Source organism: Bacillales bacterium, from assembly GCA_035700025.1.
Classification (GTDB): Bacteria; Bacillota; Bacilli; order Bacillales; family DASSOY01; genus DASSOY01.
The window spans coordinates 1-14,514 of sequence record DASSOY010000003.1; the positions used below are offsets into that span (position 1 = coordinate 1).

The window sequence follows — 14,514 nt, forward strand, 5'->3', positions numbered from 1 at the left end:
GTTTCCTGTTCATGGCGACACCGACGTACAGTACATCAATGACAGCCAATTGAACGAGACGCGACGTTAAAGCTTCCGAACGATACAAGGTCTCGCGCGATTTCGTATGCAAGACGAGATCGCACAGTTTCGTCAACGGAGAGACGGAAAATTGCGTCAAACCGATCGTGTATGCGCCGGTATCCTTTGCTACTCGCAAAGCTTCGAGCACATCTTTGTTGCTGCCGCTGTGGGAAACGGCGAAGGCCACACATGATTCGTCAAGCATTGCTGCCGACATGACCTGCATGTGGCCGTCGTCAAAAGCCTGGCAACGCAACCCGGTTCGCATAAATTTATGGACCGCATCGCGAGCGATGACGGCGGAACCACCTGAACCGTAAAAATCGATTCGCGAAGCGCCCGCGATTTTCTCGATTGCCGTTTCAAACCGGCCATTTTCATACAACTGCAACGTATCTTGCAAGCCTTGGATATGTCCAGAAAACACTTTTTGCATTAAAGTTTCAGCCGAATCGTTTTCTTCGATCTCTTGATAAATGTTTTCGATCGGTTTAACGACGTCACGGGCCAAAGAGATTTTGAAGGCTTGATAACCGTCGAAGCCGATCTTCTTGCATAGACGAAAAATCGTTGATTCCGCGACTCCGACACGTTCGGCCAATTCGGTGATCGATTGATGGATCACTTCATCCGGATGAGTCAACACGTAATCCGCAGCAAGCCTTTCCTTCTTGGAAAGCGTTGAAGCGACGGCTCGCAAGCGGAGCAGCGATCCATGTTGCTCGGTCATTTTTGTCATTCCTCCTGATCTTTCGGCAATCCTCGGTTCCGTTAATTTCATTTCATCACATTAGCCAAGTCATTTTCCTTAAAATGCCCAATTTCCGTTTCTGAAAATCGGTTCCGTCTCTCCCGACGACGTAATTCCATCAATGTCGAGATTTTCGCATCCGATCATAAAATCAACGTGAGTAAGACTATGATTCACGCCTTTTTCTTCCAGTTCTTTGCGGCTCATCGAAGTCCCGCCTTTCAAACTTGCCGGGTACGCTTTGCCGACAGCCAAATGGCACGAAGCGTTTTCGTCGAACAAGGTGTTGAAAAAGATCAGACCTGCTTGCGAAATCGGAGATTGATGAGGAACAAGCGCGACTTCTCCTAAATAACGGGAACCTTCATCCGTTTCGATCAGTTTCTTGAACGTTTCGTAACCTTTTTCGGCAGTAAAATCAATGATTTTTCCGTTTTCAAACGTCACCGACAACTGTTCGATGACTTGTCCGTTGTAATTGAGCGGTTTTGTGCTCGCCACCGTCCCGTTGACACCATATTTGTAGGGAAGCGTAAATACTTCTTCGGTCGGGATGTTCGGCAAGAAATCGTCACCCTCATCATTGGTTCCTGAAGCTCCCGCCCATACATGATTGTCGGGAAACTCGATCGTCAAATCAGTGCCGGGCGCGCGATAATGAAACTTTTTATATTGTTTGTCATTTAAGTATGCAGCTTTCGCCGTCAACGTTTCTTTATGACGTTGCCACGCTTCTACAGGGTTTTCCGTATCCGCACGTGTCATCGTAAAAATGTGCTCCCAAAGCTTGCGAACCGCTGCTTCTTCGGGCTCGTTCGGAAAAACTTTTTTCGCCCATTCCTTTGTCGGCACCGCGATGATCGACCAGCTAACGCGGTCGGCCATCTGATATTCTGCAAACGTTTCGAGCGCCTTCCTTGCGGTTTTATTGTATGTGGCCATTCGCCTCGGATCTACGTCTTTCAGCAAATCCGGATTTGGACAATCGAGGTATAAAAAAGCCGCTCCGTTCTTTGCGAGTTCTTCCCTGCCCCGTGCTTTCCATTTCGGATAGTCCTTGAAAGCCTCTTCCGGAGCCATTTTAAATTTGGTCAGCGTCAAATGGTCGTCCGCCCAATCGACATACACATGTTTCGCTCCTGCCCGATAAGCCTTTTCCACGAGATTCCTCACAAATTCAGCTTTGGAAATCGGGGCAATGATCACAAGTGTCTGTCCTTTTTGAACGTTGACACCGTTTTCAACCGCCAATCTTGCATAATTTTCGAGTTTCTCCGCAAAAGATAACATAGCCATTCCTCCCGAATGTATGGTTTCGACAATGATGGAGATGAATCCTTTTTTACGCGAAAAACGCCCGCATTGTTGCGGACGTTTCCTGCAGTTTCGCGAACAACTCAAATCACCCAGTTTCCATTGCGGAACAATGGAACGGTTTCGCCGTTATCGGTGATGCCGTCAATGTCCAAATCAGCTGAGCCAATCATGAAGTCCTCATGAACAAGGCTGTTGTTGGCACCGCGATCCTTCAACTGCTCCGCACTCATCTTCGATCCGCCTTCAAGTGTCGACGGATACGCTTTACCAATCGCCAAATGGCAAGAAGCATTCTCGTCGTACAACGTGTTGTAGAAAATGAGCCCGGATTGCGAAATCGGGGAGTCGTACGGCACGAGCGCCATTTCCCCTAAATAATGGGATCCTTCGTCCGTGTCAATCAGATTTTCGAGAATTTCCTCGCCCGTTTCCGCTTGGCACTCAACGATTCGGCCGTTTTCAAACGTCAGCGTGAAACCGTCGATTAAACTGCCGTGATAATTGAACGGTTTCGTGTTCGTGACTTTACCGTTCGCGCCGGTTTTCAACGGCATTGTGAAAACTTCCTCGGTTGGAATGTTAGCAAAAAAATCGACGCCGTCCTCATTTGGACCGGCTCCTCCGACCCAAAGATGACCTTCCGGCAATTCAATCGTCAAATCCGTTCCCGGCGCGGTATAGTGAAGCTTTCTAAACTTCTTTTCGTTGAGATAATTCACCTTTTCATTAAGCGCCGATTGATGCTCGCTCCACGCAGCCACTGGATCTTCTCGATCCACGCGCGTCATTTTGAATATCGTCTCCCAAAGCTTTTCGAGCGCTTCATCCTCCGGGAGATCCGGAAACACTTTTAAAGCCCATTCCTTGGTTGCTGCAGAAATGACGCACCAACTCACTTTGTCTTTCATGCGAGCGTCTTTGTAGTCTGCGATCGCTTGCGCTTCCGCTTTGTTTGCGGCGGAGATTTTCTTACTGTCAATTCCCGTCAACAAATCCGGATTCGGCGTACGGATGTTTAGGAAAGTTGCCCCGTTTTCTGCCAATTCTTCGAACCATTTGGCTTTCCATTCAGGGTATTCATGAAAAGCTTCGTCCGGAGCGAGTTCGAATTTCGTTCGCTTGATGACATCGTCTTCCCAATCAAAATAGACATGTTTCGCTCCGGCTTCGTATGCCTTTTCGGCTATCTTTCGTACAAATCCGATGGTTTCGATCGGCGCATGCACCAAGAGCGTCTGCCCTTTTTGAACATTGTTCCCGATGCGAACGACAAGTTCGGCATATTTTTCAAGGTTCTTTTCAAAGGTCGACATGTACACCCCTCCTCAAAAACCATTCTACCACTCAGCGAACGTTCCGTCATCGTTGCGCCATATCGGGTTCTTCCAATCATGCCCTTCGCTGCCTGCCGATTTCACCCGTTCCTCGTCGATTTCAATGCCGAGACCCGGGCCGTCCGGTATCGCTGCATACCCATTCTCATAGCGGAACACTTTCGGATCGACTAAGTAATCGAGCAGATCGCTGCCTTGATTGTAATGGATGCCAAGGCTTTGCTCTTGAATGATGCAGTTCGGCGTGCACGCATCCAACTGCAACGATGCGGCCAAATTGATCGGTCCGAGCGGGGCGTGAGGAGCGACAGCAACATCGAATGTTTCCGCCATCGTCGCGATTTTCTTCGCTTCAAGGATGCCTCCGGTATGGGACAAATCCGGTTGGATGATGTCTACATACCCGTCCTGCAACATTTGCTTGAATCCCCATCTTGTATAATTCCGTTCACCGGATGCGATCGGAGTCGCCGTATGTGCCGCAATGTCACGCAAAGCCTCAATGTTTTCAGCCAATACCGGCTCTTCAATGAACATTGGACGGTAAGGTTCTAATTCTTTTACAAGAATTTTCGCCATTGCTTTATGCACTCGGCCGTGAAAATCAATTCCAATTCCGAAAGCGCCGCCGACCGCTTCGCGGATCGCCGCCACGCGGCTCACCGCAGCATCGACCTTTTCATAGCTGTCGATATAATTCATTTCTTCCGTACCGTTCATTTTGATCGCCGTGAATCCAGCTTCTGCTTTTTCTTTCGCAGCCGTCCCGACATCCTCCGGACGGTCGCCGCCAATCCAAGAATAAACGCGAATTTTTTCGCGCGCGGCGCCTCCAAGCATTTCATATACCGGCATGTTGTAATATTTGCCCTTAATGTCCCACAACGCCTGCTCGATTCCTGAGATCGCGCTCATCAATACTGGACCTCCGCGATAGAAACCCCCGCGGTAAAGCACTTGAAAATGGTCCTCGATTTTGCGCGGATCTTTCCCGATTAAATAATCCATGATCTCCTCGACGCAAGCTTTTACCGTATGAGCACGCCCTTCGACAATCGGTTCTCCCCAGCCGGACACACCTTCATCGGTTTCAATCTTTAAAAACAACCAGCGCGGCGGCACTTGGTACAAAGAAAAATTTGTGATTTTCAAAGCTTTCACCCTCCGATCTTATCGTGAAATTGTTTCGCTCTTTCTGTAAGTTCGGCTAATGTTTGTTCATTGATCGGCTGTTTTGCATTGACGAGTGCGCTGCCGAGCCCAGCGGCAACAGCACCATTTGCAAAATAGTCCTCAATGTTTTCCAGGCTGACCCCGCCGGTCGGCATGAGCGGAATGTGCGGGAGCGGTCCATGGATATCTTTCAAATAACGAGGTCCGAGCACATTGGCGGGAAAAACTTTGATAATGTCGGCCCCATGTTCATAAGCAGATAAAATTTCCGTCGGTGTCATCGCGCCGGGAATACTGACTGCGCCGTAACGCTTCGTCATTCGAATCGTATCAGGATTCACCGTCGGTGAAAAAATAAATTGCGCCCCCGCCATGATCGCTGCTCTTGCCGTTTCCGGATCGAGCACCGTCCCGGCGCCTACCGTCACCTCATCGCCGAGCTCGTTCGCCACCTTCTCGATCAACCTGAGTACGCCCGGTGTTTCCGCCGTAATTTCCAACACTTTCACGCCGCCGTTGCTCAGCGCCTTTGCAATCGCCAACACTTCTTCACCTTTCGCGCCGCGGATGACGGCTACGAGTTTATTCTCATAAATCGATTGCAACGTTTCCAATGTGATCGCCTCCTATCGTTTGACATCTTCACCGTTTTCGCTGCTCATGAAAGAAACGAGACGTTCCTTGTCCGGCAGCCCTTCCACATCTCCGTGTACCATTGTCACGATCGCCCCGACCGCGGCACCTCTTCTGACGGCTTTCGCCAACGGCAACTGATCCAACAAACCCGAGAGAAGTCCCGCCGCAAAACCGTCCCCGGCGCCAACCGGATCAACCACGCGCGGCACCTTGAAGGCATCGACCGTTCCACTTTCTTGATCTGCGGAATAATACGCCCCTTGTTCGCCAAGCTTAACCACAACAGTGGCCGCGCCAAGTTCATGAAACCGGCGGGCAAGCGTTTCCGGCTCGCGGCTGCCGAACAAAAAATCACCTTCATCAAGACCCGGCAATACGATATCTGCGCGTCCGGAGAGATCGAGCAACGCGTTTCGCGCCTCTTCCTCTGACCATAACTTCCGACGCAAGTTCGGATCAAAAACGACCTTTACGCCATGTTGTTTCGCCGCTCGAATCGCGTGAAGCATTGTCTCATAACAACTCGCACTTAAGGCCGGTGTGATGCCGGACAAATGAAGAAAGTCGGCCTGCGCAACATATGATTCGTTCACATCGTCGGGCGTCAGCCGGCTGGCGGCCGACCCGGCCCGATAATACTGCACACGCATTTCTTCCTCACTGATTTGTTCCTTGAAGTACAAACCCGTTGCTGCGTCAGGGTCGAACGTCACTTCGCTAACGTCGACCCCTTCACCGCGTATAAAGGTTAAGATTTTTTTTCCGAATTCATCATTTCCCAATTTGCTGATCCATCCAGTTCGGTGGCCGAGCCTCGCCAATCCGATTGCTACATTCGATTCGGCACCGGCGACCTTCGCAGTAAATCGATCGGCATACCTCATGAATCCGGTCGATTCTGCAGACAACAAAACCATGGTTTCTCCCATCGTTACGACGTTCATAGTTCAAGCTCCTTCTTCTTTAACACTTGTGGAATTCTCAAATGGCTCGGTCGTTCCCCGTTCCTTGCGCTTAAAAATGATCTGCAATTGAACACAGCAGCTTTCATAAGCTGCGTGAGTTAATTACTAATTTTTTACAAATCGGTTCGTTATCGAAGACGTCAAAAATGACCCATCTTCATTGTCCGCGCGGTCGAAAATGAACAAGAATGGCTTTTCCGACGCCGGTACGCAGGCTGGCGCTCTATTCCTATTTTCAACTTCCAGTAAGTCAGCACCCTTTTGTGCATCCAACGAATCCATGACCGCATGGCCCCGCTCCTGCAGTTTCAGGCCTAACCTGTACCTTTCGGCAGTTGGATCAATGGAAGTATACGTAAGGCGCGATCAACGGACGTACAGAACCGCAAATATTGGAGGATCCCCCGAAACAACAACACTGCTCCTTTATAAGGAACAGTGTTGTAAAATATATTTTTCCACATCATAACCTGCGATACTAGTGGAGTCAATATCGACTGGAAAAATACACAAACCGCTCCCCGGCAACCATCATATGAAACTTTTGGTTCGGATACGTATGAAATAAGTAATCTACAAAATAAGCAGGATTATCCGTATTGTTCGGAAACAAATCAAAGTGAATCGGGATGAGCATGTCGGCTTGCACGCAGTCACTGAAATCGCAAGCTTCCCGAAAATTCATGTTCCCGATGATGCCGCGGCGCGTACGCGCGTAATCTCCGCCGTTGATCGGCAAAAAAACGATGTCCGGAGCAAAAGCTGCCACTGTTTCCACGATTTTTTCGTCAACAATCGTGTCCCCGCTATGAAACAACTTAACACCATTTCCTTCGATCAAATAACCTAAATGTTCTGCGTTTCCATCGGCATCAAATACATACGTATCATGCGCGACAGCGATCGGTGTGATTCGAAAACCGCCGATTGAAAACCTTTGGTTTTGACACGCAGCAATGATTCGCTCTTCGCCGATCCTTTCCGGCAGCAGATGACGATGGGCGGGCGGCACAGCAAATTTCGCCGCTTTCGCCGTTTTCGCAATGCCCTTTAACGTACAGGGATCTAAATGGTCATCGTGTTCATGAGTGATGATTACCCCATCAAGCGCCGACAATTCTTCCGGCGCAAACGGCGCGGGAAATGCACGAACAAATTCCGTCCCCGGCTTATTTTTCTCAATGCAATCGGTCAAATACGGATCAATGCAAATCGCTCCATCATCTTTCGATCCTTTGATGATCACACCCGATTGCCCTAAGCTCCAAATCGCAACCGATCCGCACGGCAGATCGGTTGCATCCATTTGCTTCTTAAGCGACTTCACTTTCAATGGCACCTCCTGCCTCCGTTTTCCATTTTACCTTCCCATCCAACCCCCGTCTACGACGATCGTTTCTCCGTGGATGTAGTTCGATGCTTCGGAGGCAAGAAACAGCGCTGCACCGGCAACATCTTCCGGTTTCCCCCACCTGCCTGCAGGAATGCGTTCAAGAATTTGCCGATTTCGCGTTTCATCTTCCATTAAAGCCGTGTTCATGTCCGTTGCCATGTAACCGGGGGCAATTGCATTAACATTGACGCCATGCTTTGCCCATTCGTTCGACAGAGATTTCGTAAATTGAGCGACCGCTCCTTTGCTCGCCGCATAAGCCGGGACGGTGAGACCGCCTTGAAACGAAAGCAATGAAGCAAGATTAACAATCTTTCCTTTTCCTTGCTTCAACATCGCTTTCCCTGCAGCTTGACAAAGAAAGAAAACGGTTTTTGCGTTCACGTTCATTACATCGTCCCAATATTGTTCGCTGAATTCAACAGCTGGCGCGCGTCTTTGAACGCCGGCATTGTTGACCAATATGTCCAATTTCCCAAAATGGTGAATCGTCTCGTCGACGATCGTTTTCACTTGCGATGCGTTGGTTAAATCAAAACGAATCGTCACACACTTTTTTCCTAACTTTTCAATCTCCGCAACCGTATCCGATTCTTGTTCGGATCGTTGCACGATTGCGATATCCGCCCCTGCGCGAGCGAGGCCGAGCGAAATTCCTTTCCCCAGCCCCCGGTTCCCTCCGGTTACAACCGCAACTTTCCCTTCAAGGTTAAATAATTCGAGCATGCAGGTCCTCCTCGTTCGATCATAGCATTCACCCCCTCGGAAAAGGGGGTGATGAGAAATTAAGACAAAATGTTGCGGAACGTAATGTTTTTCACTTGCGTCAATTCTTCAAGCGTAACCGACAAGCCTTCTCGGCCAAGTCCGCTCTTCTTGTAACCGCCGAACGCCGCCACATCTGGACGATACAAGCCGGTTCCGTTAACCGCGACAGATCCTGTTTGCATTTTATAGGCCGTGTTCATGGCGCGCGCCATATCTTGAGTGAACACTGAACCGCTCAAGCCGTAAATCGACTGATTTGCAATTTTCACGGCTTCTTCATCGGATTCGAACGAGATGATCGGCAAAACCGGACCGAAGATTTCCAAGTCTCCGGCGACCTCCATTTCCGGTGTCACTCCGCCTAATACGGTTGGCGTAACAAAACATGGATCGAGACGCTCCCCGCCGTATAAACGATGAGCACCAGTTTTTACCGTCGCTTCAATTTGCTCCGCCACTGTTGCTGCCGCTTTTTCGCTGATAAGCGGCCCTACTTTCGTATCCCGCTCCATCGGATTTCCTACTTTATAAGTCTCTAAAGCTTGAATCAATTTATGCGTGAACGGTTCTACGACATTTTTTTGCACAATAAACCGTTTGCTGGCACAACAACATTGCCCGTTTGCGATCGTTCTTCCAAAAATCGCATGATCGACGACCTCATCAAGGTTTGCATCATCGAAAACAACCATTGCGTCGTTGCCTCCGAGTTCGAGGAAGACGCGCGAAAGATGTTTGGCCGCATTTTGCGCCACTCGCACCCCAGTGTTCGTATCGCCGGTCATACTCACAATGTCGACTTTAGGACTCAATGCCAAAATTTCGCCGACAACCGATCCACGGCCCGTAACAATTTGCATGACATTCCCCGGGACCCCTGCTTCATACAACAACTCGGTTACACGAATCACCGTTAATGGGGCTTCGGTTGCCGGTTTTAACACGACAGCATTGCCGGCTGCCAAGGCAGGAGCAACTTTATGTGAAAACAAATCAATCGGAAAATTGAATGGTAGAATCGCACCCATGACTCCGATTGGCTCACGCCTCGTCATGTACACGTCTTTTTCAAGCCCAGGCTGCGCGTCGAGCGGCGCTGTGATGCCGTATAAGCTTTTCGATTTTTCCGCGAATCCTTTAAACAGTCTCGTTCCCGTATCGATTTCCCATTCGGCTTGCTCAAAAGGCTTGCCGTTTTCTTTTGTCAAAATCTCCGCCAATTCCGCTTTATGGTCTTGGAGCAAGTCAGCAAATTTAACCAAAATTTCATAACGTTCATGTGTCGGCGTTTTCGCCCAAACTTCTTTACCGGTTTGCGCAATATCGAGTGCCTCTTCGACATCTTCAGGCGTTGCCATCGGAATGTAGTCGATCACTTCCTGTGTAGCTGGATTCGAAACGGCAGTTCTTTCGCCGTCACGAGCGGTTCTTGCTTCCCCGTTAATGAGCATTTTTCCTAATCCGTTCATTGATGTCATGTGGACAACCTCCTGCTATTCTTTCTTGTAAGTAGCCTCGACTGAAGGATAACGATAACGATCAAAAATACGCCGCGAATGACCGGCTGCCACCATGAATTGATGTCGCCTTCCAGATTGATAATGTTCAAAATGACACCGAGTAACATGACGCCGTAAAAAGTACCGGAAATATTGCCTTTACCGCCGGTAAGAATCGTTCCGCCAATGACGACGGCAGCAATCGCATCCAGTTCCCAAGTATTTCCCGCCACGGCTTGAGCAACTCCTCCGAGCCGCGAAGCGAGCACCACGCCGGCAAGACCGGAGAGCGCTCCATTGATCACGTAAACCCAGATTTTTATACGATCGACTTTCAATCCCATCAATTTGCTCGCCTCTTCATTTCCGCCGACCGAATAAATATGGCGTCCAAATCCCGTTTGTTTCAACATCCACGCCGCAACAGCCGCCAGCAAAACAAAAATCCAAATAGGCGTCGGTACACCAAAAAACGACCCGCGGCCGAAAAATTTATAGATTTCATGGATGGAAGAGTCGACCGTCAATGAATGCTGATTCGTTACGGCATAAACCAATCCGCGTATACCGATCATCGTTGCGAGCGTAACGATGAAAGGATCGATTTTGCCTTTCGTAATGAAATATCCGTTGACAAACCCTAAAGCACCGGTTATTACCAACGGTACGAGCAAAGCGGCCACTAGTCCATATTGGGAAAAGTACGCAGATACGATGCCGCCAAGCGCAAGCAAAGAGCCGACAGACAAATCGATACCGCCCGTTAAAATGACAAGCGTCATGCCGATCGCCACAATCCCGAGCATGCTGTTTTGCCGCAAAACATTCAAGATGTTCATTTGAGTTAAAAATGAATCATAGCGAATCGAAGCGGCGATAACAATCAAGATAAGCGCTGTGAGTGCGCCGTGTTTTTGCAAAAAATGGCTGACTTTCGCAAAGCCGGATCGGCTTATCGGCGGATGTTTGATATCGGTAGCCACGGTGCAAACCTCCTCATGCCTGATTTCCTCTCTGTAAATAGACGGCAACAATAATAATGGCGGCCTTCAACACTAACGAATAGGAATGCGGGATATCGTTCATATTGAAGGTTGTCGTAATCAAACCCATTAAGATCGCGCCAATTACCGTTCCCCAAATGTATGGCCGGCCTCCGGTCATTAACGTTCCGCCGACGACGACAGCCGCGATTGCGTCAAGTTCGATTAACTGTCCAATGTTGGTTGCATCTGCCGCAGCAAGCCTTGATGTTTCAATAATTCCCGCAAAACTCGCTAACACCGCAGCAATGACGTAAACAGATATTTTCACGAAGTTGACTTTGACACCGGCAAGTTGCGCCGCTTTCTCGTTGTCGCCGATCGCCTCAATGTATCTCCCGAAAGACGTATATTTAACAACCAGGTAAAACAACAATGCCGTTATTAGCATGATCAAAACCGGAATTGGAATGGCTCCGATTTCTCCTTTTCCAATCGTTTCAAAGCTAGGCTTGTCAAACGACACAAGGTAGCCGTCCGTCGCGATTTGTGCAATGCCGCGCCCGGCAATCATCATCGCAAGCGTGACAATAATTGGTTGGATTCGGAAATAGGAAATAATCGTTCCGTTCAGTAAACCGATGATGGCAGCAACGACTACAGCGCCAAGGACCATCATCCACATGCTGCTGTGTAAGAAAAATGTTGTCGTGACGGCTGCGATTGCCATGATCGCGCCGACGGAAAGATCGATGCCGCCGGTGGCGATCACGAGTGTCATGCCGATCGAAACAAGGACTGTCGTAGATACATGAAGCAGCACGTTCCATAACGTTTGCATGTCGAGGAAATTGTTCGTCACGATTGAGTTAAAAATCACCAAGGCTACGAGAACCGCGACTGCCCCGTATTTACGGCTCACTTCCCGAAAGGACGGGAGTTCGCGCTTCGGTTTTGGAGATTCAACCACTGGCTTTTGCTCAACTTTTAAATCTTTCATGACACAACCGTCCCCTTTTGTTCGGACTCGATCCTCGAACTTGAAGCAATCATTTGCATGATTTGTTTTTCGTTGCGGTCTTCTCCAGTGAGTTCCCCGACTTTTTCACCGTCGCGAATGACGGCAATGCGATCCGTATGATGAACCAATTCCTCGAATTCCGACGAAATCATTAATATGCTTAAACCCTCTTTTGCCATATCCGCAATAAGAGAATGGATCTCCGCTTTTGCACCAACATCAATTCCTCGTGTTGGTTCATCAAGGATCAACAATTTCGGATTCGTTGCCAACCATCTAGCCAACAACACTTTTTGCTGATTGCCGCCGCTCAAGTTTTTGATTTTTTGATTGGCATTTGGCGTTTTGATGCCCATATTGCGAATGTATCGTTCGACAATTTCATTTTGTGTTTTCCGCGATAGGATGCCCCACTTTGAAATTTTCGGAAGCATTGAAATCGTTAAGTTTTCCTTCACCGACATGTTCGGAATGATGCCTTCAGACTTTCTTTCTTCCGAACAATAGCCGATGCCGAGTTTCACCGCGTCATAAGGAGCTTTCAAATGTTTTTCTTCACCCATAAACAACACTTGGCCTTTATCTGCCCCGTGTACGCCGAAGATCACTTGTGCCGTTTCGGTGCGTCCCGATCCGAGCAAACCGGCCAATCCAAGCACTTCCCCTTTCCGAATGTGCAAGTCGACGGATTTTACTTTGTTGCCTTGGGAAATGCCTTTCAATTCTACAATCACTTCTTCATCATCGCTGATATTGGCTGCTTTTTGCTTCGATAGTTTCTCGACTTCTTCTTCCGTCCTGCCGATCATATGGGAAATTAATTGAATTTGGTTGAGTTCCTGCACGAGCCAGGTGCCGATGTAATGACCGTCTCTCAACACGGAAATGCGGTCGCAAACCGAGTAAATTTCATCAAGACGATGACTAATGTAAAGAATCGACACACCTTCGCTTTTCAGTTTCCGGATGACTTTAAACAAGATTTGCACTTCTTGGTCGTTTAACGAAGACGTCGGTTCATCCATGACAACCAATTTCGCTTTCATCGAAATTGCGCGAGCGATTGACACCATTTGTTGCACCGCCGCACTTAATTCCGATACAGGCGTTCGCACATCGACTTCAATGCCCATGTCTTTCAAGATCGCTTCCGATTCTTGATGCGCTCTTTTCCAGTCGATCGATCCCCATCGTTTTTTCGGTTCCCGTCCCATGAAAATGTTTTCCGTAACGGAAAGGAACGGACTCAAACTAATCTCTTGATAAATCGTGCTGATTCCGTTCAATTGTGCATCGAGAGCAGATTGAAAGTTCACTTCTTCACCATCGAAGACGACGGTCCCTTCATCTTTGCCGTAAACGCCGGTCAAAATTTTGATCAACGTTGATTTGCCCGCACCGTTTTCCCCCATGAGCGCATGCACTTCGCCTTTTTCCATTTCGAAAGTAACGTCGTCAAGCGCTTTAACGCCGGGGAAACTTTTCTTAATATGGTCCATCTCCAGCAATTTCCGTTTTGACATTGTGTCACCTCCGGTGCAATTGCACTGCCGGCCCTTCAGCCGGCAGTCTGTTCAAATTTTAAAATGCGGAATCAACATATTTTTTCGCGTTGCTCTTGTCGTAGAACAAATCTTCGTTGATGATTTTCGTTGGGACTTCTTCCCCATTTTCAAGCTTTTTGATGACATCGAAGGCCACCGGTCCGAAATCGGGGCTGCACTGGACGATTGCATTGATTTTTCCGTCGATGATTGCTTGCAAACCATCTTTCGTTCCGTCGATGGAGACAATTTTGATGTCTTTGCCCGGTTTTTTGCCGTACGCTTCGATCGCGTTGATTGCGCCGAGCGCCATCTCGTCGTTATGGGCATAAACGGCCGTTACCTGGTCACCGTAGGACTGCAACAAGTTTTCCATAACCTTCTGTCCTTTGGCACGAGTGAAATCGCCGTCTTGTGAGGCAATAATTTCCATTCCTGGGACATCTTTGATAACGCTTACAAAGCCTTCATGACGATCTTTTGCGACGGAAGAACCTGTCGTTCCGAGGAGCTCAATGATTTTGGCTTTACCTCCGGTTTCCTCTTTCAACCATTTAGCGGCCCGCTTTCCTTCTTGAATGAAGTTGGAACCGATAAACGTCACATAATCTTCACCTGGGGTTCCCTTTGCTTCGCGGTCGATCAAGATAACCGGAATACCTGCTTTTTTCGCAGCATCCAAAGCCGGAGCCAACCCGAGATATTCACGCGGCGCAAGCAAGATGTAATCGACCCCTTTGGCAATCATGTCTTCAACATCGGAAACTTGCTTGGCGGTATCGCTGTGCGCGTCCGTGTAAACCAACTTGATGCCGCGTTTTTTGGCTTCCTCTTTAATGCTTTTCGTTTCCGCCACGCGCCACGGATTGTTGTTTTCCATTTGCGAAAATCCAACAACGAGTTGACCGTCGTCTTTCCCAGCGTTTCCGGAATCGTTGCTGTTGGATGCATCGCTGTCCGATACGCTGTCCGTGCTCGCGCATCCAGCTAGTGCGAAACTAAAAACCATCATGATAGCCAAGACGAAATTAAGCTTTTTCAACATTTCCCATAACCTCCGTTAGTAC

13 protein-coding genes are annotated in these 14,514 nt (G+C 48.7%); all 13 read right to left on the bottom strand.

Annotated elements, in window-relative coordinates; translation table 11 throughout:
* Nucleotides 1-793: MurR/RpiR family transcriptional regulator (locus VFK44_00160; protein HET7626783.1), on the bottom strand; the 793-nt coding region annotated here is incomplete at its 3' end.
* Nucleotides 794-871: 78 nt separating this feature from the next.
* Nucleotides 872-2,104 carry an aminopeptidase gene (locus tag VFK44_00165; GenBank protein HET7626784.1) on the bottom strand — a complete coding sequence of 411 codons (1,233 nt, stop codon included), beginning with the start codon at nucleotides 2,102-2,104 and terminating at the stop codon, nucleotides 872-874.
* 107 nt (nucleotides 2,105-2,211) lie between these two features.
* Nucleotides 2,212-3,444 carry an aminopeptidase gene (locus VFK44_00170; protein HET7626785.1) on the bottom strand — a complete coding sequence of 411 codons (1,233 nt, stop codon included), beginning with the start codon at nucleotides 3,442-3,444 and terminating at the stop codon, nucleotides 2,212-2,214.
* Between the two features lie 24 nt (nucleotides 3,445-3,468).
* The gene (gene dgoD / locus VFK44_00175; protein ID HET7626786.1) at nucleotides 3,469-4,617 is read right to left on the bottom strand and encodes a galactonate dehydratase; all 1,149 of its coding nucleotides are present in this window, start codon (nucleotides 4,615-4,617) and stop codon (nucleotides 3,469-3,471) included.
* A gap of 5 nt (nucleotides 4,618-4,622) precedes the next feature.
* Entirely contained in the window at nucleotides 4,623-5,252 is a 630-nt protein-coding gene (locus VFK44_00180; GenBank protein ID HET7626787.1) for a bifunctional 4-hydroxy-2-oxoglutarate aldolase/2-dehydro-3-deoxy-phosphogluconate aldolase, read from the bottom strand.
* A 12-nt stretch (nucleotides 5,253-5,264) separates the two neighbouring features.
* Entirely contained in the window at nucleotides 5,265-6,218 is a 954-nt protein-coding gene (locus VFK44_00185; GenBank protein HET7626788.1) for a sugar kinase, read from the bottom strand.
* Between the two features lie 508 nt (nucleotides 6,219-6,726).
* Entirely contained in the window at nucleotides 6,727-7,566 is an 840-nt protein-coding gene (locus VFK44_00190) for an MBL fold metallo-hydrolase (protein ID HET7626789.1), read from the bottom strand.
* Nucleotides 7,567-7,599: 33 nt separating this feature from the next.
* A complete protein-coding gene (kduD, locus tag VFK44_00195) occupies nucleotides 7,600-8,358 on the bottom strand; it encodes a 2-dehydro-3-deoxy-D-gluconate 5-dehydrogenase KduD (protein ID HET7626790.1) in 759 nt (252 codons plus the stop codon).
* 59 nt (nucleotides 8,359-8,417) lie between these two features.
* Entirely contained in the window at nucleotides 8,418-9,878 is a 1,461-nt protein-coding gene (locus tag VFK44_00200) for an aldehyde dehydrogenase family protein (protein ID HET7626791.1), read from the bottom strand.
* On the bottom strand, nucleotides 9,875-10,882 hold the full coding sequence (locus tag VFK44_00205) for an ABC transporter permease (GenBank protein ID HET7626792.1): 1,008 nt from the start codon (nucleotides 10,880-10,882) through the stop codon (nucleotides 9,875-9,877). Before VFK44_00205 ends, VFK44_00200 begins: the two co-directional genes overlap by 4 nt.
* 13 nt (nucleotides 10,883-10,895) lie before the next feature.
* A complete protein-coding gene (locus VFK44_00210; protein HET7626793.1) occupies nucleotides 10,896-11,882 on the bottom strand; it encodes an ABC transporter permease in 987 nt (328 codons plus the stop codon).
* Nucleotides 11,879-13,426: a sugar ABC transporter ATP-binding protein gene (locus VFK44_00215; GenBank protein ID HET7626794.1), complete on the bottom strand. Its 1,548-nt coding sequence runs from the start codon at nucleotides 13,424-13,426 to the stop codon at nucleotides 11,879-11,881. Before VFK44_00215 ends, VFK44_00210 begins: the two co-directional genes overlap by 4 nt.
* Nucleotides 13,427-13,484: 58 nt before the next feature.
* Nucleotides 13,485-14,492, bottom strand: coding sequence for an ABC transporter substrate-binding protein (locus tag VFK44_00220; protein ID HET7626795.1), 1,008 nt, complete (start codon nucleotides 14,490-14,492; stop codon nucleotides 13,485-13,487).
* Nucleotides 14,493-14,514: the final 22 nt, after the last annotated feature.

What these genes read in the sequence shown, in the direction of transcription:
- VFK44_00165 (HET7626784.1), bottom strand. Translation starts at nt 2,104, where the DNA reads ATGTTATCTTTTGCGGAGAAACTCGAAAATTATGCAAGATTGGCGGTT.
- VFK44_00170 (HET7626785.1), bottom strand. Translation starts at nt 3,444, where the DNA reads ATGTCGACCTTTGAAAAGAACCTTGAAAAATATGCCGAACTTGTCGTT.
- VFK44_00185 (HET7626788.1), bottom strand. Translation starts at nt 6,218, where the DNA reads ATGAACGTCGTAACGATGGGAGAAACCATGGTTTTGTTGTCTGCAGAA.
- kduD (HET7626790.1), bottom strand. Translation starts at nt 8,358, where the DNA reads ATGCTCGAATTATTTAACCTTGAAGGGAAAGTTGCGGTTGTAACCGGA.
- VFK44_00200 (HET7626791.1), bottom strand. Translation starts at nt 9,878, where the DNA reads ATGACATCAATGAACGGATTAGGAAAAATGCTCATTAACGGGGAAGCA.
- VFK44_00210 (HET7626793.1), bottom strand. Translation starts at nt 11,882, where the DNA reads ATGAAAGATTTAAAAGTTGAGCAAAAGCCAGTGGTTGAATCTCCAAAA.
- VFK44_00215 (HET7626794.1), bottom strand. Translation starts at nt 13,426, where the DNA reads ATGTCAAAACGGAAATTGCTGGAGATGGACCATATTAAGAAAAGTTTC.
- VFK44_00220 (HET7626795.1), bottom strand. Translation starts at nt 14,492, where the DNA reads ATGTTGAAAAAGCTTAATTTCGTCTTGGCTATCATGATGGTTTTTAGT.